Origin of the sequence: Acetobacter conturbans (assembly GCF_011516755.1) — a bacterium.
GTDB lineage: Bacteria > Pseudomonadota > Alphaproteobacteria > Acetobacterales > Acetobacteraceae > Acetobacter > Acetobacter conturbans.
In genome coordinates, this window is the sequence record NZ_WOSY01000011.1 from 34753 (window position 1) to 58959 (window position 24207).

A 24207-nucleotide genomic window follows, 5' to 3' on the forward strand; every position below is an offset into this window, starting at 1 on the left:
GCCGCCACTGTCCATGGTCAACCGATGTGCCGCAACCGGCCTGATGAAGGTGGCAATTTCTTAACAAAACAGTCGCATTGAACGCCCTTGTCGGGGGGCGGTGGGTCGGCCATGATGCGCTCCATTCTGTTCACACAGGGTTTTTTACTGATGCGGTTTTCCAACCCGGGCTCGCTGTTCGCAGCTTCTGCCCTGTTTGCCTCCACTCTCCTTCCCTCTGTCGGCTTTCATGCCGCTCATGCGGCCGATGCCGCATCGAAGCCTGCCGTGGCGGCTGCCCAGCCTGCCGACGCGCCTCCTCCGCCTCCCGTCGATCCGAACAGCGTGGTGGCGACGGTCAACGGCGAGAAGATCACTCTCAACGACATCCGTAAGTCCGCATCGAGCATGCCGCCGCAGTTCCGTCAGCTGCCGCAGAACATGATTTTCCCGATGCTGGTGAATCAGGCTGTTGACCAGAAGGCCATCCAGATCGAGGCACGCAAGGCAAATCTGCCGAACGACCCCGAAGTGAAGGCTGCAATGGAAAATGCCGCCAACACGGCGCTGCAGAATGCCTGGCTGTCCAAGCAGGTCATGCCGCAGCTGACGGATGCCGCCATCCACGATTCCTACCTCAAGAACTACGCCAACAAGACTCCCGAGAAGGAGGTGCATGCGCGCCATATTCTCGTGAAGACCGATGCCGAGGCGCAGGACATCATCAAGAAGCTCAAGGGCGGCGCCAATTTCGGCACGCTGGCCGAGAGCCTCTCAACCGACAAGGGTAGCGCCAAGAATAATGGCGGCGACCTTGGCTGGTTCAAGAAAGGTGACATGGTTCCGGCCTTCGCCGATGCCGCTTTCGCCATGAAGCCGGGCACTTACAGCACCACGCCGGTGAAGAGCCAGTTCGGCTATCACGTCATCCAGGTACTCGCCGATCGTACGGTGCCTGTGCCGAAGGAAGACGAGGTCAAGGACAAGATCCGCCAGCAGCTGATCCAGCAGGATGTCCGCGCCGCAGTGGACAAGGCGACGTCCAATGCGAAAATCGTTCGCTTCGGTCCTGATGGTAAGCCGATTCCGGACGGTGCGCAGCCCGCACTGGCAGGAAACCCGACCTCCAAGTGATTGAAACGAGGTGGTTGTAGCCTCGCTCCATCGCTTGCGATAAAGAAAGAGAGGAAGGCCGTCGCCTGACGCGCCTTCCTCTTTTTTTGCCTGAATACATCTGTCCGGATCATCCAGTTCCGGGCCATTTCGAACTCCAGGGTCCGTTGCGCATGGCCAAATCGCTCCCCGTTTCCCCCCTCGCCTCACCTTTGCCGACGCTCGGCGTGGTTCCCGGCGTCCGTCTGGGCGCTGTTGAGGCTGGCATCCGTTACAAGGGACGGACGGATCTGGTGGTCGCTGAATTTGATGCCGGGACCACTGTGGCAGGCGTTTTCACGCGCTCGAAATGCCCGGGCGCTCCGGTGGACTGGTGCCGCACGGCCCTCAAAGGCGGCGTGGCCCGGGCGCTTGTGGTCAATGCGGGTAATGCCAACGTCTTTACCGGCAAGGCAGGCATCGAGACCTGCCGGGTGACGGCGGAAGCCGAAGCGGAGCTCGCCGGTTGCCCTTCTTCTGAAGTGTTCCTCGCCTCCACGGGTGTCATTGGTGAAGTTCTGCCCACGGGTAAGATCACGGCCGCATTGCCCGGGCTGCATGCTTCGCTGACGGAAAACGGCTGGGAAGCTGCCGCGCGTGGCATCATGACCACCGACACTTTCCCCAAGGCAGCCGTGAAAAAAACCGAGATCGGCGGCGTGCCTGTGGTCATTCAGGGAATCGCCAAGGGCAGCGGCATGATCGCCCCCGACATGGCGACGATGCTGTCTTTTGTCGCGACAGATGCAGCCCTGCCCGCTTCCGTGCTTCAGGCGCTCCTTTCCGAAGGCACCGGCTCCAGTTTCAATGCCGTCACTGTCGACTCGGATACCTCGACATCCGACATGGTGCTGCTGTTCGCCACCGGAAAAGCTGAAAATCCTGCCATAAACGGCGTAGACGATCCTGCTCTCGCGTCCTTTCGGACGGCACTGAATGAATTACTGCTCGATCTCGCACTGATGGTCGTGCGCGATGGCGAAGGCGCGACCAAGCAGATCCGCATCCGGGTGACAGGAGCGACTTCCGACAAGTCGGCCCGCGTCATCGCCCGCGCCATCGCGGACTCGCCTCTGGTGAAGACGGCCGTCGCGGGTGAGGACGCCAACTGGGGGCGCGTGGTCATGGCGGTCGGCAAATGCGGCGAACCGGCGGACCGCGACCGTTTGGCAGTGAGTATTGGCGGGGTGACCATTGCCTGCGAAGGCACCGTCGTTGATGGCTATGACGAAACACCGGTCGTCGCGCACATGAAAGGTCAGGAGATCGACATCGATGTTGATCTGGGACTGGGCGAAGGAAAGGCCACCATGTGGACCTGTGACCTGACGCACGGCTACATCGACATCAACGGCTCTTACCGGAGCTGATGATTTCATGAGCAACTCTCTTCCTCCCGGCTGGGGAACCCCGGCAGAACCATCCGCACCCACAGACGGACGCATTCCGGATGGACGCGTGCTGGCTTACGCCGGCTTTTGGATTCGTGCGGCGGCGGCCATTCTGGATTTCACTCTTCTGAGCGTCACAAGCGTTCTGGTCGGCCTCTTCACGCTGCCGACGATCCGGCTGGAACAATGGCAGGGCGACACCCCCTCCTATCAGGTGGCCTTCCGCAGCACCGACTTCATGGCAGGTGGAACCATCCCCTGGCCGCACATTGATGTGCCGGATCATGGCTCTTATCTTTTAATCTTCCAGCTGGTCTATTTCATCGTGCTGGAAGCCTCCCCGCTCCGTGCAACGCTCGGAAAGCTGGTCCTCGGGCTGCGCGTGAGCGACATGCAGGGCAATTCCATCTCCCTTGTCCGTTCACTGGTGCGCACACTGGTCAAGATATTCATCTCTTTTCCGGTCGCTGGCATCGGCGTCCTGATGGTCGCTTTCACGCCACGCAAGCAGGGGCTGCATGACATGGTGGCCCGCACACTGGTCCTGCGGCGAGAGCGTGTGGTGCAGTTCGACAACACACCCTGACCTGCAGCAAAAGCAATTCCCCCAAGGGGGAAACGTTTTACAAACTCTAACAAGCGACCCTGATGCGCCCGGCTTCTCTTGATCCGGGACCGGAAGGCTCGTACCCGATACAAAAAGCCGCACATCAAAGGGAAGAAAGAATGCAGCCGAGCAAAGCGGACCTTTGTTCAGGATTGAACAAAACCGGACAGTTTTCGCCCCGACGGCTTTCTCCTTCCCTTCTTCGCCTGACAACGCTGCTGTGGTTCGTGATGCTCGGTCTGTTCCCGACCCTGAGCGCACAGGCTGCACCTGCACCCGCCAGCAGCCCCTCAGCCACACTGTCGCCGAAAGAGGCACAGGAAGTTCTGAACGTGCTGAATGACCCGCAAAAGCGGGAAAATTTCACCCACACGCTCTCCCTCATGGCCAAGGGTGTGAATGCGACGGATGCAGCTGGCGCTCCTGCCGCGGCTGCCTCCCCGCCTACAGTCGTCTCACCTAATGCCGTGGTCCTGCACAGCGACCTGATATCGGGCGTATCGTCGCTGAAAGTAAATTTTCGCGGTTATATCAATAACTTCCTTGGCCTGTTTTCTGATCTGAAGACCGTTGGCACATGGTTCCAGAAAGAAATTTCCAGGCCTGACACCCGTGCCCTGCTTCTCGACGCCTTCTGGCGGGCGGGCCTCGTCATTGCCGTCGCGCTGATGGTGGAATGGGGCACCGTTCTGCTCCTTCGCAAGCCTTTGCACATGGTGACAGACCGTGCCCGTAATCGTGAACGCGGGATGGACTCGACGCCTGACACCTCATCCAGTAACGCGGCCTCTCTCGGCAACGATGTTGCCGCAGATGAAGCCCGCAGGCAGGCAGACATTCAGGCCACGGTTATCGCTCAGGCAGACGGCGCCGGAAAAGACGAGATCGATACGCTTAAGACGCGGGCAGATGATCAGCGTCGGCAGATCGAAACGCTTCGCTTTATTGCCCGCGTTCCCTACTCGCTCGTTCATTTCGGCCTGAAGCTGATCCCCGTCGCCCTGTTTCTTGGCATTGCCTTTGCCGGCTCCGCACTGGCGACCGACACCACACAGGCCGAAACCGTTACGGAAACGCTGGCCGAAGCCTATGCGGTGGCGCGCCTGCTGTTCGTTCTCCTAGAATCGATGCTTGCTCCGCATTCACCGACCATCCGTCTCGTGCCTGTCTCAGACAGCACCGCCCGGATGCTCACCCGGTGGTGGAACGTGCTGGTGGCTGCCCCGTCGCTCGTCGTCTGCCTGTCTGTGCTGGGTGGTGAGTTCGATCTGTCCGACCGCGGCACGGAAGCCATGATCCGCGCCATCGTTCTGATCGAACACATCATGATCGCGGTTTTCATCTGGCGACTGCGCCCGATCGTGGCCCAAACCGTCATCCCGAAGAAAGCGAAGGTCAAAAGCGGCTTCTGGTCCTTCATTCTGACGCTGGCACAGGTCTGGTGGGTGCCCGCCCTGTTCCTCGACGCTGCCCTCTGGCTGGTCTGGGCCGCTCATCTGCGCGGGGGCTATGACTGGATCCTCCGGACCACCCTGCTGACGGTTCTGATCATCGCCATCTCGCGCCTGCTGGCTGTCCTCGCCTACGGCTGGCAGGATCGCCTCTTCCGACTCGATCCGGTGCTGGTGCAGAAACACCCTGAAATGCAGCAGCGCGCCGATCGCTATTATCCGTTCGTGCGCGGCACGCTGACTGCCATCATCGCTTTCGTGAGTTTTATCGGCCTGACGGAAGCATGGGGCATCAACAGCATCCATTTCTTCTTCTCAAGCCAGCCTGGTTCCCATCTTCTCAGCGCGGCCATCACGCTGGTCGTCGCCGTTTCCATTGCCGCCACGATCTGGGAAGTCGCGAATGCTCTCCTGAACCGGCAGATGGAAAAATTCGGCAAAACCGGTCAGGCAACACGGGCGACGCGTCTGAAGACAGTTCTCCCGATCATCCGGACGGTGCTGCTGGCGATCATCATCATCATCGTGCTGGTCACTTCCCTTTCACAGATCGGCATCAATGTCGCTCCGCTGCTCACCGGCGCAGGCATCATGGGCGCCGCCATCGCCTTTGGCTCACAGAGTCTCGTGAAGGATTTCATCACCGGCTTCTTCATGCTGGTGGAAGACGCCATTCAGGTGGGAGACTGGGTAACGGCGGGCGGTGTCTCGGGCAATGTGGAGAACATCTCGATCCGCACGGTTCGTGTGCGCGCCTTCGACGGCGATCTGCACATCATCCCGTTCTCGTCCGTGACCTCCATCGCGAACACTGCCCGCGACTGGAACCAGATCATCATCTACCAAACCGTCGATCTCAGCGAGGACATCCCGCGCGTGACAAAAATCCTTGCCGATACGGTCAGCGAGATGCGGCAGGAAGACGCTTACAAGGCCATCATCTATTCGGGTTACAATGACCTTGGCGTGAACAGCACCACCGAAAACGGGTCCGTGATGATCGGCACGATCCGGACAGCCGCCATGATGAAATGGAAGGTGCAGCGCGAATTCTACAAACGCATCGCCAACCGTCTGGCCGATGCAGGCGTTAAATTCTACACGCCCACATCCTACACGGCCTCCGCGCCCGGGACACAGCTCAACATTGCTGCCTCCGGTCTGCCGAAGTCGAGCGGACCGGCCAATGAAGATACGCCGCCTCAGAACAAACCCACCACGGATGCCGGGAAAAAGCCGGGTGACACACATGACAAAACATGATTCGGAAGCGTCCTCCACTATTCTGGAGAAGATCGAACGTCAGACACGCGAAGCTCACTTCGCCCGCATTTCACACTCCGAAATGAACCCCCTCCTGACATCTTTCGGGATGTCGGACTGGGATGGATTTGCCGAAAGCTGGGAACGTCTTGGCGTTGATCTCTACATGGCGGACGGGGGCCGGTATCGCCGACGCCGTTACGCGACATTTGCGCTCTGCGCCAATGGTATCCGCCGCAAGAAGCATCAGCCGCATTACCAGAGCCGGGACTACAATGCCCTGAATGGCGGCGTCGAGCGATGGTTCGATCCGATCGAGAACAGCATCGGAGATCACCCCGTTCTGAAAGCCGTTCTCTCACTGACCCAACGGGCGGCGACAGACCTGACCTCTCCTGCGGAGCGACCCGAAACATGGCACGCGGAAGTGCATCAGTTTCGGATCGAGGCGGGAAAGGACCAGACCGGCCAGCCGACACCGGAAGGCTTGCATCGCGATGGGGTGGACTGGGTGCTGGTGCTGATGGTGCATCGGGAAAACGTGGATAGTGGTGAAACCACCATTCACGATCTTCAGGGCAAGGAACTGGGAAGTTTCACCCTGTCGTCACCGATGGACGCGGCCTTCGTCAATGATAATCTGGTTTATCATGGCGTCACCCCGATCCATCCCGTGAATCCTGACCTGCCAGCCTTCCGGGATGTTCTCGTCGTCACGCTTCGCCCCCAGTAATGGAGGCGTTCAGCGGACAGGGATGATCAGTACGGCCATGCCCCGGAATAGTGCGCGGCATGCCAGCCTGCGGCTGAGAGCAGCGCGACGAACAGCATGGCACCCACCATCTGGAACAGTTCCTTGAAACTCGCCTGATCCATGTAATCATCCGACGCTGCTTTTGCAGGCGCGGCTGGCGCGACTGAAGCCGCAGCAGGACTGGGAGTAACGGGGATTACATGTTGCGGAGTGTCCTGCTCAGGAACCGTTTCCCCTGCTGTCGCCTGCGGCTGCGCCACCGGAACGGCTTCATGCTCGGCTGGCTGATAATCGTGCGTCGGTTCGTCCATCTTTTTCTCCACGCCTGACCCTAACACAGCCCTTCCGTTTTGGCTTCCCCTTAGCCTTTTCCCGCAGGCGTCTAAAAATGTATTCTCCATCCTGCTGCAAGAACTTTAACCGGACCGTAATAATCCCGTCCCCATAGTGGCACCTGTAAATGTTGCCGGATGGGTACCCCGTTGCTTTTCCCTTTTGTTCAGAGACGACTCACTCTGGGAGCCTCCATTGCTTTTCCTCGCGGTCGTCCCGGCAGGAAGATGCGGTGGCTGACTGCCTGCGCCCTGATCTCCGGAGCCCATCAGGCTCACGCGCAGAGTCTCGACTACAATGCGTTCGAACAGCTTTTCGGCGAACCGGTCACGACATCCGCAACAGGCAAGCCTCAGCGGGCAAGCGAACTGTCCAGTGATACCCAGATCATTACAGCAGAGCAGATCGAGAGTTCAGGCGCGCAAACCCTTCCCGAAGTGCTCCGTATGGTGCCCGGTCTTGATGTGCGCCAGTATTCCATGCTCGGAGCAAATGTCTCAGTGCGGGGCAATGACGCTGCGGGTGGTTCACGAACGCTGGTGCTGCTCGATGGCCGCCAGGTCTATGCTGAGGGATACAACTATACGGAATGGGGAGTCATTCCGGTCTCCCTCCGTGACATCCGACAGATCGAAGTGGTTCGCGGCCCCAACTCCGCTCTTTATGGCTTCAATGCCTCGGGCGGCGTCATCAATATCGTCACGCGGGACCCTCTGCACGAAAACAAAAGCTATGTGCATGTGGGTGGCGGTAGTCTCGATGGATTCAATGGAGAATTCGTCGCATCCCATAAATTCGCCAATGCATTCGCAGCCAAGCTCTCCCTCAATGGTCTGCGGTCGAGTGAATATGCTCAGCGCTCCTGGCCAAACATAAAGAGTCAGACCTCTACGCTAAACGCCGCCCTAGAATTACGCGGACAATTATCCCCGCGCGTGGAGTGGAGCCTGACAGGAACGATTGATCAGGAAAGAGGCCCCTTCTGGCTGGATGTCGGAACGTATGTGAACTCCCGTCCCTTCACGAAAAGCATGGAGGGCAAGATCACAGCAGATACCAGTTGGGGGCTGATAGAATTCAAATCCTATCAGAACTCCTTCAACAACAGTATTTCGAGTGATATTTCCGCTCTCGGGGGCGTTTTCCCCATCGCTTTCAGCTATAATTTGGAAACAACTGTCTCGCAGCTTTCCGATACGATAACACTGAACAGTCAGAACGACCTGCGGCTGGGGGTCGAATACCGTTATTCCAGCCTGAGCGATCATCAGGCAGGTGTCAAACTTGCCAGTGGTTACGACATGCTGGCCGCAGGTTCCGCGACGTGGGACTACCGTATCCTTCCCAAGCTCACGCTCACAAATGCAGTGCGGGTGGACGCCCTGTACGTCCCCTCTTTTCCCAGCCTCAGCATGCCGGAACTCCCTTTATCGGCACCCAAGCATTACCTCGAACCCAGCTTCAACAGCCGCATCCGCTATGACGCTGGCAAACTGGGTGTCTTCGGCCTGAATGCTGCACGCGGCATTCAGTTGCCCGCGCTCTTTGATTTTGGCGCAACGACAGTCTTCGGACCCGCCATAGCGATCAATAATCCCTCGCTCGTTCCTTCAACCACCATTAACGTCGGCTTGAATTATTCAAGAAAAATCGAGCCTATCAATGCCAACATCTCTGTGGCTCTGTTCGCTCAGCGGACACACAACATGCTCGGAACGCCATTTGCCTCGAACTACACGTTCACCCCTCCCGCAACACTGACCATGCTACCGCAGAACTACAATCGCGTGGACGACGCCGGCGGAGAAATCCGCGTTGATGGCAAAACAAACTTCGGACTCGCCTGGGATCTTGCGTATGCAATGGCAGCCGTGAGAGACACCAATCAGGCTTCAATGGTCAATTTCCAGCGCCAGACTCCCGTCAACAGTGTGATCGGAGGATTTGCCTACAAGCTCGGACAGGTCGAATTGAGCGCTCATGCCCGCTGGCAGTCGCATTATCAGGATGTCTCGGCGGACTTTTCCACCTTTCGGCTCAATAACATTGAGATCAAGGATTTCGTCACGCTCAATGCCCGCGTGGGATGGCAGTTCGACAAACATTTCCTGCTGTCGCTGAGTGGTGACCAGCTCGGCGCCTCAGCGCTTCAGGAAACATCCGGAATACACATCCAGCGACGACTGATCGGTGGCCTTACCGCCCGCTTCTGATCGCGTTCAAACGGTTGGGGTGCACCAAAAGCCCCGCTCCACACACTGCCACAACGATATTTGAATATTGAAGCTGCCTTTGCGGCTGGTCATACGCGCCTCATATCGTTACGATTATCAATCATTTTGATCGTGGACAGTGATGCACGCCATGCACCTTCATCCTTTTCCTGCTGCATGACGCTTTCACCAGACTTTGAGCCCTGGACGCGAAACCCTCTTGCCGCATCCTGATCCCCCCTCAGGCAGAAAGTGAACGTCATGCCCAGCCTGCATACGACGGCCTCCGAAGTGCAGACGAAATCCTCTGGCCTTGCCGGGATCGAAACGCGCTCCATCGATTATGTGCCCGAGAATGAGCGGCATGGGCGCGTGGCGGATCAGGGGCCTTTCTGGTTTCTGGGGAATTTCCAGTTCTTCACGATTGCCATCGGTTTTGTCGGACCGAGCATGGGGCTTTCGCTCGGCTACACAGCCGTTGCCGCCATTATCGGCATCCTGTTCGGCACATTGTTCATGGCGTTTCACGCCTCCCAGGGTGCGGAACTGGGCCTGCCCCAAATGATCCAGTCCCGCGCGCAGTTCGGTTATCGCGGCGTGACCCTCGTGCTCATCGGGACTCTTGTCACCTTCATCGGCTTCAATGTGGTGGACACCGTCCTGCTCGCTGCCGGGTTGAATGGCATCTTTGGCTGGAACATTACGCTCATCACACTCGTCATTGCCGTCATCTCGGCGCTGTTCGCCATCTACGGACATGACTGCCTGCACACGATCTTCAAAATCTGCTTCTATATTTCCCTGCCGCTCTACATCATCCTGACCGGCGCCATCCTGACCGGTCACGCCGGTGGCAGTAGCCCGACCATCATCGGTTTCAGCTGGGTCGCCTTCGTCGGCCAGATCGCTGCGAGCGCCAGCTACAACATCACATATGCACCTTACGTGTCGGATTATTCGCGCTACCTGCCACGTAATACACGCCCCATTTCCATCATCATGGCCGTGATGGTTGGCGCCTCCTCCTCCGCGATCTGGCTGATCATTCTCGGCGCATGGCTCGCAACCCGCCTCGGTGCCTCCGACGGCCTCGTGGCACTGCATGCGGCTGGCAATGCAGTCTTTCCGGGTTTTGGTTCGGTTGTTGCCCTCGCATCCGTCATCGCGCTGGTCGCAACAATGGGCCTCAACGCCTACAGCTGCATGCTGACCATCCTCACCGGCATCGACTCTTTCCGCCCGCTCAACCCGACCCGCAAGGCGCGCATCCTCACCATCATCGGCATTGCAGCGCTATGGACAGGGGTATCCCTGCAATGCCCCTCAGATGCCATCGGGCTGCTGTTCGCCACACTGACCGTGATGCTTTACCTGCTGGTCCCATGGACCGCCGTCAATCTGGTCGATTACTTCCTTGTCCGTAAAGGACATTATGCCATCACCAATCTTTTTATGCCGGGAGGTGGTATTTACGGCATGTGGCAGCCGCGCGGGCTGCTGGCCTATGCGATTGGTTTCCTCAGCACCATCCCGTTTGCCGTGCTACCCGGCATCTACACCGGCCCCATTGCGCACATGCTGGGAGATGTCGATGTCGGGTGGCTGGTAGGGCTGGTTGTCTCGGGCGGCGTCTATGCCCTGCTCAGCCGCTCGCTCGACCTGAAAGCCGAAGAAACAGCCATTACCCTCAGTGAGGCCGATCTGAAGACCATGCACGGGACAGCACCCGGGGAAGCGACTGCCGTCCCGGCGATGGACGATGTCTGGAAATGAAAAATCCTGAAGGAGCATCGCACTGCACGATGCTCCTTTGGCCGTATCATCCATGCCCACCGGCGCCGGATAATTGCGCGGCCTGCCAGTCCGCATATGTCACGTCCTCGTCTTCTTCCAGCTTCCATGCCGACGGACCATTGGTGGAGTGACCAAACACCACGGAAGCGGCGGCACTTGGGCTGTGAAAAGCATAGTCCCGCGTAAAAACGCAGAGGGGACCTTGAGGAACCAGCACCCCTGAACGACGAAGTTCTTCATAAAGCAGCTTGTAATTGCCGCCTTTCCCATCTTCGTTCAGCCACCGGTCACTGGCCTCGGAGCCCGCCTCGACAATGAATTCTCCGTCATGAAGAACAGCGCGCGCTAACAGTGCGCGGCGAGTTTTTCTAGCCAGAAAATGTATCCCGTCCGATGCTGCCACAGCAGGTTCGGCCGGACTGTTTCCTGCCGCCGGAGCGGGAATGGACCGGGTTGAGCCTGCCGGACGGCTGCGCTGGATGAACATGTCAACACGCACGGCAGGCAGCACAACCATGAGATTGGCAAGGAAGGCTTCCATCTTGGCAATGTCCGCTTCCGTGAGGGAGGGCAGAGGCGGACTGGTGCCATTCTGCAGCAGCGTATGGCCAACCTCCCGCGCCATGCCGATCAGGCGTGCTTCCAGATAGCGCACATGCGCTTTGTTCAGCCGGTTGCCTGTAGCGGACACCATCACCGCAGTTTCCCACCACTCCTTATCCTCTGACCGGGCATGAGTGCGGAGACGGCTGCTGAGCTCCTCAGCTTCGCCGATATAAGCCGCATTCTCCCCTTCTTTTTCACCCAGCAGGAGATAGACTCCCGAACACGCCGTTTCACGACGGCTCAGAGCTTCAGCAAGCCGTATACGCGGTGCAACAAGGACATGCCCAGTCCAGTTGAACAACTCGGCGGTGATCATCCCGTCCGGACGACCGTCAATATAGAAAAGTTCGAGAGAACGCCCACTGGCTTCGGTCATATGACTGACTCCGATAAAGGATCTTGCAGACAGCTTCTCCAGAAGAAGCGGCCCTTCATCAAAAGCTGTCAGTTTTCAACATTCCTTTAAAATCCGAAACAGTTTCTCACAGGGCAGCCATGTTCCTTCCCTCATCACGGCTCCTCAGAGACATGCGTCCCACCTTTCTCATATCGGCTGCGTCAATAACCGGGTGTCCGAACGGGCTGCATGCGACTACGCTCCGCTTCTTTCCCTGAGACGTTTCCCGAACAGGAGTTGATCATGCAGCCGACAGTTCTCTTTTCTCCCGATGAAGTCTGCACGCTGGCGGTTGGAGGCGGAACTGTCCTGATCGATGTTCGCGACCCGAAGGATTTTGCGGAGGGCCATATCCCCGGCGCAGTGAACATGCCTGATATTTTCACGTATCTTGCCGAAACGACTGCGGACGGCCTCAAGACACTGCAAGAGACCTTCTCTCACCTGTTTGCCGATTACGGGCTGGACGGCAAAAAGACGGCCATCGTGTATGAAGATGCGCTGCACACTCGTTACGGCGCTTCCTGCCGTGGGTATTGGATCCTGCGTTACCTCGGTTATCCGAACGTAGGGATTCTGGACGGCGGCCTCAGCGCATGGCGCCAGAACGGCGGCGTAATGACGACCGACATTCTGTCACCGGAAACGGTCGATTTTCCGCTGGCGGTCAACAGTGCCCTGATGGCGACACGGGACGAGGTGCGAGCGGCTCTCGGCTCGACAGACGTAAAGCTTCTGGATAACCGCGACAAAGTCGAATGGCTGGGTGAAAGTTCGTCCCCGTATGGCGCGGATTTTGCTCCACGCAAGGGACGCATTCCAGGTGCGGTCTGGATCGAATGGTATGACTTCATGACGATTTCAGAGGGTCATGCCGAATTCCAGACACCGGAAGCCATTCGTGCGCTGGCAGCGACACGCGGCCTGATGCCGAATGACGACATCATCATCTACTGTTTCAAAGGTGCCCGCGCAGCCAACACATACGTCGCACTGGCGAGTGCCGGCTTCAGCCGTCTGAGACTTTATATGGGGTCATGGAATGAGTGGTCGCGCGATCTGGCGCTGCCGATCGAGGATGGTCTGCCGAAAGCAGCGGCTCCCTGGTGCGGCTAAGGTCAGCCCCTGCCGACTCAACTGCCCGTGCAAGCGTGATCTGCTTCACTGCCAGCCTGACTGCCCTATCTGACAGCGGCCCCGTTGTCAGTCATCTGCGCGCACTTTCCGATTCTTTTTGACGCCGGAACGGTGCGCCTTCCCGTCCAGCCTGCGCTGCCGGGCTGCTCTTCCCGGTCGGGTCGCAACCCGAAAAGCCGGGCGGTGGGCAGCCTCGCGCAGCAGTTCGGCGAGACGCTCGATGACATCCTCCCGATTGCGCTGCTGGCTGCGAAACCGCCGCCCCGTGATGACGATCTCTCCGTCGCGTGTGGCGCGGGTTCCGGCCAACTCCAGCACCCGCACGCGGATACGCTCCGACAACGCGGGCGAACCGGCAGCATTGAAACGAAGCTGGGCCGCCGTAGCGACCTTGTTGACGTTCTGGCCGCCCGGCCCGGAAGCAAGGATATAAGTGATTTCCAGTTCGTCCTCGTCGAGGGACAGACCGGGCAGAATGGCCAGTTTCATGCGGGAACGCTTCTCCTGCGGGAGGGGACAAGGAAGTCGGCTACACGCCCGGTCTTCCAACGGCAAATGGTTTTCGAAAAACCTGCCTCATTCCCGGTGTGTCCCTGATCCCGTTAAGGCCGTCAGCTGAACCAGTCTCTGCCGTGCCATGTCCATCGCGAGATGCAAGGCATCCAGCAGATGATCCTCTCCGATGAGGTCGATCAGCCGGTGACGGGCCATATCATTCCGTAAGTCGGAACTGACCCTCCCGAAAAACAGCTCGACCTTCCGATCCCGCAAACGTGTCACCAGATCACGCATCATGGCGGCCGCTGAATAATCAATGTCCGTAATCGCGCCGGCATCGATCACCATGCAGGACACGGGATGCGGCGCAGTCCGGACAAGCTCCATCACGTCATCGGCGAACCGTGTGCAGTTGGCGTAAAAAAGATCGGCCGCGAACCGGTAGATGATCAGCCCCGGCTCGGTTTCTTCCCCTGAATGGCAGCGCGTGGCCTCGAAAAGACCGGACCGAACAGGCTGGAGAACGCTGGTATGGGGCTCGTAACTGTGCCGCACATGGCGCAGCAGCGACAGCACGATGGCCAGAAAGATCCCCTGCTCCACCCCGACCGCCACCACGGTAGCGGTCGTGATCAGTGCCAGCCGGAACTCACCAGGACTCTCCCGCCGAATGGCGAGCAGGCCGGACACGTTGATCATATCGACGCCGATGACGAAAACGATGCTGGCGAGCACGCATTGCGGCAGATACTGCAAGGGACCGGTGGCGCAGAACAGGATCAGCCCCGTGACAAGCGCGACGACGACCTGCGCGCGCTGGCTTCTCGCCCCGAACTGCACGGCCAGCGTGGTCTGCGTCGGGCTGCCGTTAACAACGAACGCACCGCTAAGCGCGGCGGCCATGTTGGCGCCCGCAAGCCCGAGAATATCGGCGTTTTCATCCACGGCTTCACCATATTGCACGGCAAAGGCCCGCGACGTCGCAGCACTCTGGGCGATGATGACGAACATGCAGGACAGAGCCGTCGGGACGACCACGGCCACTTCATCGAACCCGAAACGTGGGATGCCAAGATGAGGAAGACCGCCGCTGACCGGCCCCAGAGTGGCAATCCCCATGTGCGAGAAACCAAACCACGCGCTGGCGGCAATGCTTCCAACGACCGCCAGCAGAGCACCGGGAATACGCGGCGTCAGATGCCGGGTCGCCACGATGCACCCCGCGACAAGCAGTGAAAGGGCTATGGTCGGCAGGCTTGCGTCATGAAAATGGCTTACATCCCGCCACAACTGAAGCAGTGAGTTTTCACTCCTTTGCGGGATACCCACCATGTCATGCAGCATGGAGATGGCGACCTGACATCCAACGCCGGTCAGAAATCCGACCAGAACCGTTCGCGAGAGAAAGTCAGCAAGAAATCCCAGCCGGAACAGCCGGGCAATCAGCAACAGTCCGGCTGTGAAAAGTGCCACGACCGGAACCAGCGCAATATAGGCGGCGCTTCCGGGCGGCGCGAAGGACTTGAGGCCACCGGACAGAATCGCCGCCGTCGCTGAATCTGCAGCCACCACCAGATGACGGGATGAGCCCAGAGCGGCAAAGACAAGCGGTGGCAGAAGCGCCGTATACAGCCCCATCACCGCCGGAACACCAGCAATCCGCGCATAACCCATGACCTGCGGAACGCTCAGAGCCGCTTCGGACAGTCCCGCGATATAGTCCCGCCACCCGGTCGTTCTTCCCTTTGCGCTGGCCATCACTCTTTATTTTCCATCCTCCCCTGATCAGGAGCATCATCGACCTGCCCTTGAAAAATGAAAACCCATACCGGCTTCCAACCACCCATGTCCGGAGCGGACCATCCGGCCTGTCCCTGTTCCACGCTGCGTTCCGGTGTTGCGTTCCGGCGCGTGAAAAGGCATCCACGCGGAACGATTTCCGGTTCCCACTCGCGTTCGGTAAACATGAGCGGGAAAAAGCCCGTCCGGAGATCGCGCATTCTTCCGGGCGTTTCGGCAGCATCAGGACGACAGAGACTCTTCGAGATGACCCAACTTCTGCTCCATGACAGCCAGCGGCGGACGACCGTACCGTTCGAGCCGCTCGATCCGGAGCATGTGAAGGTCTATTACTGCGGTCCGACGGTCTATGACCTCCCGCATCTCGGCAACCTGCGCGCCATGCTGACGGCCGACATCCTGACGCGCCTGCTCCGCGTGCTGTATCCGCGCGTGACGTTCGTGCGCAACATCACCGACGTGGACGACAAGATCACGGCGCGAGCTGCCGCGAACAACGAGGACATCGCCTCCCTGACGGCCCGGACGACGGCCGAGTTTCACGCCGATCTGACGGCGATGAACATGGTGCCGCCAGACATTGAGCCTCGCGCCACACATAATATCGAAGAGATGGTGGCGATGATCGCCCACCTGATCGAACTCGGCCATGCCTATGAGGCCGAGGGGCATGTGCTGTTCGCCGTGGCCTCTTTCCCCTCTTACGGTGCCCTGTCCGGCCGTGACCCGGACGATCTGGTGGCGGGTGCCCGCGTCGAGGTCGCGCCCTACAAGCGTGATCCGGGTGACTTCGTGCTGTGGAAGCCATCCACGCCCACGCAACCCGGCTGGGCCTCTCCGTGGGGACGAGGACGACCGGGCTGGCATATCGAATGCTCCGCCATGTCGCATCGTTATCTGGGCGAGAGTTTCGACATCCACGGCGGCGGCAGCGATCTGCTGTTCCCTCACCATGAAAACGAACGCGCCCAGAGCCTGTGCTGCTTCCCCGGCAGCAGGTTCGCCGATTACTGGGTCCATAACGCCATGCTGCTGGTCGATGGCGAGAAGATGTCCAAATCGCTGGGCAACTTCCTGACCATCCGCGATGTGCTGGGGCGTGGTCCTGTCGAGGCGCTGCGTCTGCTGCTTCTGGGCGCGCAGTATCGCTCCGTCCTGAACTTCACATGGGCTGGACTGGACGAGGCACGCCGCACACTCGACCGGTTCTATCGGGCGCTGGAAGGATTCTGGCCGCTGGATGTAGTGGATCGCAAGGTTCCCGCAGCGTTCCTTGAAGCGCTGTGCGATGACCTGAACACCCCGAAGGCCATTGCCGAGCTTCACGTAATGGCAACCGCCGCTCTGGCCGGAGACCATGAAGCAGCGGCTGATCTTCTGGTGTCTGGTCGCATGATCGGCCTTCTGGCGGAGGTTCCGTCCGACTGGTTCCGGGGCGAGGTCGGCGAGGGGCCGACGGAAGCAGAGATCGACACTTTGATTGCCGAACGTCTGACTGCCCGCAAGGCAAAGAATTTTGCCCGCGCCGATGCAATCCGCAACGAACTGGCCGAAAAGGGCATCGTGCTGGAAGACGGAGCGGGCGGCACCACATGGAGGCGCACATGACCGGTCGTGAAGGCGGAGCCGATATCGGTCCGATCGGCAACAGCCCGGTCGTGATCCTCGTCCGCCCGCAAATGGCGGAAAATATCGGCACGACAGCCCGGGCGATGGCCAATGGCGGGCTGTTTCACATGCGGATCGTTGCGCCGCGCGATGGCTGGCCGCAGGAACGGGCATGGCGCACGGCTTCCGGTGCGGATCGTATTCTTGACGCGGCACAGGTGTTCGAGACGGTGGATGACGCCGTGGCGGACCTGCACCATGTCTATGCGACCTGCCCACGCCCCCGTCACATCGTCAAACCGGTGCTGACAGCACGGGGTGGTGCGGCAGAACTGCGTGAGGCCACGACACGCGGGCTCAAGGTCGGGCTGATGTTCGGGCCTGAACGTGCCGGTCTGGACAACGAGGACATGGCGCGCGCCGATGCGCTGATCCGCTATCCGCTCAATCCGGCCTTCATGTCGCTCAATCTGGCGCAGGCCGTAATGATCATGGCCTATGAGTGGTGGATGGCCGTGGACGGCACCCCGCCGCGCGAGTTGATGACCAACGAGACGCATGTCGCCACCAAGGGCGAACTGGAAAACTTCATGGGCCATCTCTTCCGGGAACTGGATGAGTGTGGCTTTCTGCGTAACGAACAGAAGCGTGCCGGCATGGTACGCAATCTTCGTCATTTCTTCACACGGGGCGAGGTAACGGAGCAGGAACTCCGTACATTGCATGGTGTTGTGACCGAACTGGCGAACCAACGCCGAAATCGCTGAAACCGGAAACGACTGAAACATACCGTGTTCGTTCAATACACTGGACAGCACCTGTTCCGCGTCCAACATTCAAGAGACAAAAACGGTGGGAACCAGCCATTCCCTGCGTGGGAAACTTCTCTTGGACAACCTCAGAAAATTCAGCATTGTGGACGGCGGCGGTCTGATACAATGACAGGAAAAAAAGGATGCAGTTTTATGACATCGTCAAAGACTTCACTCCGGGGCATGGCTCTCCTGAACGATGGGGAAGTCAATCACGGCACCGGATTTTCTCTGGAGCAGCGCCGGGAGCTGGGGCTTGAAGGGCTGATTCCACCGCATGTGGAAACACTGGACCGGCAGGTTGAGCGCTCGCTCCATCATATCGAGATCAAGCCCGACGATCTTGAGCGCTATATCTATCTGAATTCGCTGGTCGACCGGAACGAGACCCTTTTCTACAAGGTGCTGCGTTCCGATCCCGCGCGTTTCGTGCCGATCATCTACGCGCCGACACTGGCACGCGCCTGCAAGCTGTTCAGCCATATCTACCGCCGGCCACGCGGCATGTACATCACGCTGGACATGAAGGGCCGCGTGGCGGAAGTGCTGCGGAACTGGCCGGAAGAGGATGTCCGCACCATCTGCGTGACCACTGGCGGTCGTATCCTCGGCCTCGGGGATATCGGGGTGAACGGCATGGGCATCCCCATCGGCAAGCTTCAGCTCTATACGGTTTGTGGGTCCGTTCCCCCTCATTCCCTGCTTCCCATCCAACTCGACATCGGCACCACCAACGCCGCCCTGCGCGCTGATCCTCTCTATCTGGGGCTACGCCGCGAGCCGCCTCCACTGGAAGAGCTGGACGAGTTTGTCGAGGAATTCGTACAGGCCGTGCAGGAAGTCTTCCCCGGCTGCTGTCTGCATTTCGAAGACTGGAAAGGCACGGACGCGCTTCGCTATCTGGCGAAATATCGGGACCGCGTGTTGTGCTATAACGATGACATTCAGGGGACTGGGGCGGTTACGCTCGCTGGCCTGATCACGGCGCTGCGCACCAAGAAAGAAAAGCTCTCCGACCAGACCTATCTGTTCCTCGGGGCCGGTTCCTCCGGGCTTGGCACGGCTGAAATACTGGTCTCCGCCATGAAGATCGAAGGCCTGAGCGATCAGGAAGCCTGCGATCGCATCACCTTGATGGACGTGAACGGGTTGCTCGAAACATCCCGCACCGATCTGCTGTCTGAACAGAAGCGGTTTGCGAAAACGGCCGCACCGACCAAGGATCTTCTCGCGACCATCAAGCGCGTCAAGCCTACGGTCCTGCTCGGGGTTTCCACATGCGGTGGCGCGTTCAATGAAACGGTGATCCGCGAGATGGCGGCGCTGAATGAACGACCGATCATCTTCTCACTGTCCCTGCCGCAGACGAATGCCGAGTGCACGGCGGAGCAGGCCTATAAATGGTCGGACGGACGCGCCCTGTTCGCTGGTGGCATCCAGTTCCCCAACACCGAACTCGACGGAAAGACTTTCTACCCGGGACAGGCAAACAATTTCTATATCTTCCCCGGCCTGGGTCTGGCGGTATACGCGACACGACCGCACCTGATCACGGATGAGCTGATCATTGAGTCCGCAAAGGCTCTTGCCGATCAGGTCGATGAAGTCGCTCTGGAACGTGGCCGACTGTTTCCGCCGCAAACGGACATCATCGACGTCTCCATGACATCGGCCGTGCGCCTTGCAGAGTTTATCTTCGACAAAGGCATGGGACAGGTTGATCGACCGAAGGACATTCGGGCGTGGATCGAAAGCATCGCTTACGAACCGCACTACTGAGGCGGTTACTGCTGGTATGAAAACGGCCCGATCCTGAAGCAGGACCGGGCCGTTTTCGTTTCTATACTCAGAACGTTCCGCTCTTACGCATCCACCAGAGTCGTGAACGCAAAAGCCGACGGCGTTCCGATCGGGGTGAAGTTCCAGGTGAAATCCAACGCCCCCGTGCCTGTGTCAACGCGCCATGAAGTGATCGAGTCACTGCGCTGGTTGGCCACGAAGAAGAACCGGCCCGACGGATCAAAGGCGAAAGAACGACCGTAATTGGCATGTTCCCAAGTCTCGTCAAACAGTTCGATGGAGCCGTCATCCTTTACACGGAAACACGCGATGGAATCGCCAAGACGGTTGGTGACGTAAAGGAATTTTCCGCTCGGATGTAACCCGATTTCAGCTGCCAGCGTGCTGCCGCGAAATTTTGCTGTCACGGTTGTTGCTGTCTGACGGACTGAAAACTCTCCCGTTTTCCGATCGTAATCAGCAATAACAACACGAGAATCCTGCTCGCCCAGAATATAGATGATCTTTCCGTCGAGACTGAAACAGAAATGCCGGGGCGCCGAACCCGGCTCCATTGCTATCCAGGGTTTTTCGGCCGGAATGAGGACGCCCTTTTCCAGATCGAGTTTCCAGATATAGATGCGATCCAGACCGGCATCGGCTCCGATCACGAAATGCCCGGCCATATCCGTCTGCACCATGTGCATATGGGAACTGGCGTGGTCGCTGACGGCATAATTGCCCGGCGGGTTGTCTTTTGCCCGTTCCGGCATTTTCGGACCTGTGTTGTGGACCAGGTCCGTCCGGTCACCCAGACTGCCGTCGGGCTGGATGCGGATCACCGCTACGCTGCCACCTGTGTAATTTGCAACCAGCAGATATTGCCCCGAAGGATGCACGCTCAGATAAGCAGGATCAGCGCCACCCGTTGATACCGCATTGAGCTTTGTCAGGACACCGGTGCGCGGATCGACGGAAAAAGCGGTCGCCGACCCACTTTTTTCTGCCTCGAAATCATTGATTTCATTGACTGTATAAAGAAACCGATGGTCAGGGGAAAAAGCCAGGAAAGAGGGGTTATCCACCGCCGTCACCTGCCCCAGTTGCGTTAGTATCCCGGTGTCGTTGTTCATTTCGAACAACGTAATGCCTCTGGCGTTTGTCTCGGCCGGACCGGGCCGCGTATAGCCGCCCACATAGCACAGCGTACGGGGACCGCTTTTTCTGGCGGCGGCTTCCGGTGTTGATTTCGGCAATGCCGCTTTCGGAATGGGGGCCGGTGGAGGCGCTTTTCCCGGCGGCTCTTCTGCGAATGCCTTTCCGGCAAGAGTGCTGACCCCGGCACCGATCATGGTCAAACTGAACAGACGACGCCCGAAATCTTTTTTATCACTCATTCTCGATTAACGCTTCCCCGACAAACAAAGCGCCCGGAAGGCGCCTCTCACCCCACAGCATTATGGGTCCATATGTTATTATTATGACGATCCCCATAACGAACGGAAATGCCGAATCAAGGAGGCACCTCCCCTGTCGGCCCCCAAGCGGCCACAGAGATTATTCTGCCGATAATAAAAGCGCTTATCTCAGGACGTGAGTCAGAACGTGGGAGAGCGGCGTATGGGACAGGACAATCATGATCAGACCGCAGAAAATACCTGCTCGCCCCCCTATGAACATGCCAACGTCGAGCAGATCATGCCGGGTCGCCATGTTGACGAAGGGATCAAGCGGAGCATCCTGTGCATCCGTCCGCGACAGCGCGCGGACCGCTCGCCGGTTTGCCTCTTCGACAGGCAAATGAGCTTTCAGGAACAGTTCGCTTCGGTAGACATCCAGCGCATCGGTTCGGTAACGTCCTGGTGACAGCGGCACGGGTCCGCAGCGCCCAATTTCCAGAAGTCTGAGCCGCAGCGGTGTAATCCCCAGATAACGGGCGGCTTCCTGCCGATCCAGAAGGGAACGCCCCGGAAACGTGTACACCGTTTTTCCGGAATCCTGCTGACCGGCTGTGTGGGGAACATCAACCATACCGTAAAAGGTCGACGAAACAGCCAGCACCTGTCAACGAGAGATCACAACGACTCTGATATGCCGGAGTTCATTTCCCCGAGCGAAGGGATCTTTACCCGTTTCACCATGCGACCGAAAACATCTCTAACGGCCTATGGTTTTCGAGAATACCCTCTTTCCTGCGATCACCTTTGCGCCTTTCCACCGCATAAGACGGATAGGCAGCTCGCATGAGTGAATCGGGATAGAGCGCCACTTCGGGCCGCATCTCACCCCTTCAAACAGCCAGAAACATCATCTCCGCAAACGTGCCTTCACGCGCCTGACAACCGAGATAAAGGCGTTTCTTTCCCCGTGGTTGAGGCAGGCAAACCAGATCACCCCGTAGAACACCCCTGACAGTACGAAGAGTGCCCCCCATGCGAGCGGCATCGACATGGGAAGCATTGCTACCGACAGGATGGCACCGCCGACAAGTGTCGCAGGCAGAACACGCAGGACCGCCGGTCGCAGAGGCTTATAAAGGCGCACACTGATAACGGACCGAAGACCATAATCCGCACAGATACGGATTGCCCACGCGCAGGCGGCACCGGGCACCCCGAAAAAGATCAGGGAAAGATAGAGGAGCGGCAGATAGAAAAAGATTTCACAGATGGAGAACTTGGCATTCGCATCAGCGCGTCCGATCGCGTCCACCAGTCCGGAGGCGATTGTATCAACGCCTCCCAGAAAGACGCCGACGCAGAGGAACTTCATGATCGTGCTGCTCTGGTCCGCAAATCCCGGATCAATCCAGAGCGCGAGTAACGGGTGACTGAAAAGACCAGCGACAAGACAGGGCGGAAACAGCAGCGCACAGACGACGAGAACACTTGTGCTGTAAATCTCCGCCGTCCGCTGGGGATCACGCCTCCATGAAGAGGACAGTGCCGGGAACGAAGATCCACTGACAGACGTGGTCAGCATGTTGAAGCGGTTCACCACGTCGGCTGGCGTCGAATAATAACTGGTGGCTGCCGCGGACACGACACTCGCGATCATGAAGCGGTCGAGATAGTTCAGGATCGGAAAAGCGACATTGGACACGGTCATCCAGCCGCCGACGCGGAGGAGCGGCTTGAGCAGGGCCGGGCGGAAACGGGCCTGCCACAGTTCCGGCACCAGTCGCATCAGAGGCGGGAAATAGGCGATGGTCAGGACAATCCGGCAGGCCATCACGACCAGCATCACGGCGATCAGGCTGTCCCAGACATAGAGCGCCAGCACAGGCACGATATAATAGGCAATCGAAATGGGGATATTGATGAGGTTGGCGGTCCGAAAGGCGTGATAGCTGGTATAGACGCTCCAGTACGCCGCATTCAGCATCAGAAACGGGCCTGTGGCACAGAAAATCCACAACGCCCACAGCACTTCCGAATGCAGGGCGGGCGGAATCTTGAGGCCGTGATCCACCCACAATCCGACACCGGCGGCGGCGACCACCGCTCCGACCACGCCCATCAGAGTAAGTACGACGCTTCCCGTAAAAATGAGATCAGCCGTTTCCGGCGTTGTCTTGCCATCGGGCCGGTCGGCAATGGCGCGGGTCATAGCCCGGCCCAGTCCCATGTCAAAAATACCGAGCGTTCCCACGAGGCTGAGTGCGATCGTGAAAATGCCCCATCGGGACAACCCGAGCATATGAATGAGTTTGGGAGTGACGAGGAGGGCGACGAACACCGGGGATATCCGGCCGATGATGTTCCAGGCCGTATTGGATAGAATGTGGTGCGCCTGTGGCAGACCAGGCGCGTCAGACATTTCCATGCGACGTCACGCTCCTGTTATCCGCACATCGTGGCTGAAGGCGGCAAAAAAATACCCACAACTTGTCTGGCATTGTCGAGCCGCCCCTATGTAAGGATTCGATACACTAAAATAAGGCGGCTGTCTTTTAACGTCTAAACTATTATCGTCCGATTACCATGCAGGACATGGAGCTATGCACGGAAAGGGGTTGCTCACCCCTTTCCGTAAAAACAGCGCCGAATGCCTGACTCGGAAAACAGAGATCAGGGCAGGATTTCGGTTTCGGCGAAGAAAAAGCGAATTTCGTTCGCTGCATTCTCGGCGCTGTCCGAACCATGCACGGAGTTGGCTTCGATGCTCTCGGCGAACTGCGCGCGGATGGTGCTTGCTTCGGCCTTCTTCGGGTCCGTCGCGCCCATCACTTCACGGTTCTTCGCAACAGCGTTCTCGCCTTCGAGAACCTGCAGGACAACCGGACCGGACGTCATGAAGGAAACCAGATCGCCATAAAAAGGACGCTCCATGTGCACGGCATAGAATGCACCGGCCTGAGCGGGGGTCAGCTGGGCGCGCTTCTGGGCGACGATACGCAGGCCGTTATCCTCGAACACGGCATTGATCTTGCCGGTCAGGTTACGGCGCGTCGCGTCGGGCTTGATGATGGAGAGGGTGCGTTCAACGGCCATGTGTGGCTCCTGATGGTCTTTAGGCTCCCATCAGGCGAGACGGGAGCGGTTCGCGGACGATCCCGCGCGTGGATGGCATCTAGAGCATTCTCAGCATCTCGGGTAGGGCTTTGCTGCATTGGATGCTATGGCGGAGCACG

General features: G+C 58.7%; 20 protein-coding genes. 11 read left to right on the top strand and 9 right to left on the bottom strand.

The genetic code is table 11. The annotated features are described in order from the left end of the window. Nucleotides 1–150 precede the first annotated feature (150 nt). The 5 genes from GOB81_RS11990 (at nucleotide 151) to GOB81_RS12010 (ending at nucleotide 6576) form a co-directional block, all read left to right on the top strand. Nucleotides 151–1113, top strand: coding sequence for a peptidylprolyl isomerase (locus GOB81_RS11990; RefSeq protein ID WP_173570736.1), 963 nt, complete (start codon nucleotides 151–153; stop codon nucleotides 1111–1113). A 152-nt stretch (nucleotides 1114–1265) separates the two neighbouring features. Further along, nucleotides 1266–2501: a bifunctional glutamate N-acetyltransferase/amino-acid acetyltransferase ArgJ gene (gene argJ, locus GOB81_RS11995; protein WP_173570671.1), complete on the top strand. Its 1236-nt coding sequence runs from the start codon at nucleotides 1266–1268 to the stop codon at nucleotides 2499–2501. Between the two features lie 7 nt (nucleotides 2502–2508). Then, nucleotides 2509–3108, top strand: a complete 600-nt coding sequence (locus GOB81_RS12000) for an RDD family protein (RefSeq protein WP_173570672.1) — start codon at nucleotides 2509–2511, stop codon at nucleotides 3106–3108. A gap of 140 nt (nucleotides 3109–3248) precedes the next feature. Beyond that, nucleotides 3249–5843, top strand: coding sequence for a mechanosensitive ion channel family protein (locus GOB81_RS12005; protein WP_173570673.1), 2595 nt, complete (start codon nucleotides 3249–3251; stop codon nucleotides 5841–5843). Beyond that, on the top strand, nucleotides 5830–6576 hold the full coding sequence (locus tag GOB81_RS12010; protein ID WP_173570674.1) for a 2OG-Fe dioxygenase family protein: 747 nt from the start codon (nucleotides 5830–5832) through the stop codon (nucleotides 6574–6576). The genes GOB81_RS12005 and GOB81_RS12010 overlap by 14 nt, the downstream gene beginning before the upstream one ends. A 26-nt stretch (nucleotides 6577–6602) precedes the next feature. Here GOB81_RS12010 and GOB81_RS17480 read toward each other — a convergent pair whose 3' ends face one another. After that, complete coding sequence (locus GOB81_RS17480; protein WP_194299904.1) at nucleotides 6603–6908, bottom strand: hypothetical protein; 306 nt, start codon at nucleotides 6906–6908, stop codon at nucleotides 6603–6605. Nucleotides 6909–7157: 249 nt separating this feature from the next. Between GOB81_RS17480 and GOB81_RS12020 the strand changes: the two genes are divergently transcribed. Together GOB81_RS12020 and GOB81_RS12025 are read left to right on the top strand one after the other, a co-directional pair. Beyond that, the gene (locus GOB81_RS12020) at nucleotides 7158–9143 is read left to right on the top strand and encodes a TonB-dependent receptor plug domain-containing protein (RefSeq protein ID WP_173570675.1); all 1986 of its coding nucleotides are present in this window, start codon (nucleotides 7158–7160) and stop codon (nucleotides 9141–9143) included. Between the two features lie 261 nt (nucleotides 9144–9404). Further along, complete coding sequence (locus GOB81_RS12025) at nucleotides 9405–10916, top strand: purine-cytosine permease family protein (protein WP_173570676.1); 1512 nt, start codon at nucleotides 9405–9407, stop codon at nucleotides 10914–10916. 46 nt (nucleotides 10917–10962) lie between these two features. Here GOB81_RS12025 and GOB81_RS12030 read toward each other — a convergent pair whose 3' ends face one another. After that, the gene (locus GOB81_RS12030) at nucleotides 10963–11919 is read right to left on the bottom strand and encodes a GIY-YIG nuclease family protein (RefSeq protein ID WP_173570677.1); all 957 of its coding nucleotides are present in this window, start codon (nucleotides 11917–11919) and stop codon (nucleotides 10963–10965) included. 264 nt (nucleotides 11920–12183) lie between these two features. Between GOB81_RS12030 and GOB81_RS12035 the strand changes: the two genes are divergently transcribed. Continuing rightward, nucleotides 12184–13056, top strand: a complete 873-nt coding sequence (locus GOB81_RS12035) for a sulfurtransferase (protein WP_173570678.1) — start codon at nucleotides 12184–12186, stop codon at nucleotides 13054–13056. Nucleotides 13057–13143: 87 nt separating this feature from the next. Here the strand turns inward: GOB81_RS12035 and arfB are convergent, their stop codons facing one another. The 3 genes from arfB to GOB81_RS12050 form a co-directional block, all read right to left on the bottom strand. After that, the gene (gene arfB / locus GOB81_RS12040) at nucleotides 13144–13566 is read right to left on the bottom strand and encodes an alternative ribosome rescue aminoacyl-tRNA hydrolase ArfB (protein ID WP_173570679.1); all 423 of its coding nucleotides are present in this window, start codon (nucleotides 13564–13566) and stop codon (nucleotides 13144–13146) included. Nucleotides 13567–13653: 87 nt separating this feature from the next. Continuing rightward, complete coding sequence (locus GOB81_RS12045) at nucleotides 13654–15333, bottom strand: SulP family inorganic anion transporter (RefSeq protein WP_173570738.1); 1680 nt, start codon at nucleotides 15331–15333, stop codon at nucleotides 13654–13656. After that, nucleotides 15333–15575: a hypothetical protein gene (locus tag GOB81_RS12050; protein ID WP_173570680.1), complete on the bottom strand. Its 243-nt coding sequence runs from the start codon at nucleotides 15573–15575 to the stop codon at nucleotides 15333–15335. Before GOB81_RS12050 ends, GOB81_RS12045 begins: the two co-directional genes overlap by 1 nt. 46 nt (nucleotides 15576–15621) lie before the next feature. Between GOB81_RS12050 and cysS the strand changes: the two genes are divergently transcribed. The 3 genes from cysS to GOB81_RS12065 all read left to right on the top strand — a co-directional run bounded on the left by cysS (nucleotide 15622) and on the right by GOB81_RS12065 (nucleotide 19574). Then, nucleotides 15622–16983 (top strand): cysteine--tRNA ligase, encoded by a 1362-nt coding sequence (gene cysS / locus GOB81_RS12055; RefSeq protein WP_173570681.1) that lies wholly within the window; start codon nucleotides 15622–15624, stop codon nucleotides 16981–16983. Next, entirely contained in the window at nucleotides 16980–17750 is a 771-nt protein-coding gene (locus GOB81_RS12060) for an RNA methyltransferase (RefSeq protein ID WP_173570682.1), read from the top strand. The genes cysS and GOB81_RS12060 overlap by 4 nt, the downstream gene beginning before the upstream one ends. Before the next feature lie 198 nt (nucleotides 17751–17948). Beyond that, the gene (locus GOB81_RS12065; RefSeq protein ID WP_173570683.1) at nucleotides 17949–19574 is read left to right on the top strand and encodes an NAD-dependent malic enzyme; all 1626 of its coding nucleotides are present in this window, start codon (nucleotides 17949–17951) and stop codon (nucleotides 19572–19574) included. Between the two features lie 83 nt (nucleotides 19575–19657). Here GOB81_RS12065 and GOB81_RS12070 read toward each other — a convergent pair whose 3' ends face one another. From GOB81_RS12070 to ndk, 4 genes are all read right to left on the bottom strand, one after another. After that, nucleotides 19658–20971, bottom strand: coding sequence for a lactonase family protein (locus GOB81_RS12070; protein WP_173570684.1), 1314 nt, complete (start codon nucleotides 20969–20971; stop codon nucleotides 19658–19660). Nucleotides 20972–21155: 184 nt separating this feature from the next. Continuing rightward, nucleotides 21156–21557 (bottom strand): hypothetical protein, encoded by a 402-nt coding sequence (locus GOB81_RS12075; RefSeq protein WP_338421359.1) that lies wholly within the window; start codon nucleotides 21555–21557, stop codon nucleotides 21156–21158. A gap of 324 nt (nucleotides 21558–21881) precedes the next feature. Next, nucleotides 21882–23399, bottom strand: coding sequence for an oligosaccharide flippase family protein (locus GOB81_RS12080; protein ID WP_173570686.1), 1518 nt, complete (start codon nucleotides 23397–23399; stop codon nucleotides 21882–21884). 245 nt (nucleotides 23400–23644) lie between these two features. Then, nucleotides 23645–24067, bottom strand: a complete 423-nt coding sequence (gene ndk, locus GOB81_RS12085) for a nucleoside-diphosphate kinase (RefSeq protein WP_173570687.1) — start codon at nucleotides 24065–24067, stop codon at nucleotides 23645–23647. Nucleotides 24068–24207: the final 140 nt, after the last annotated feature.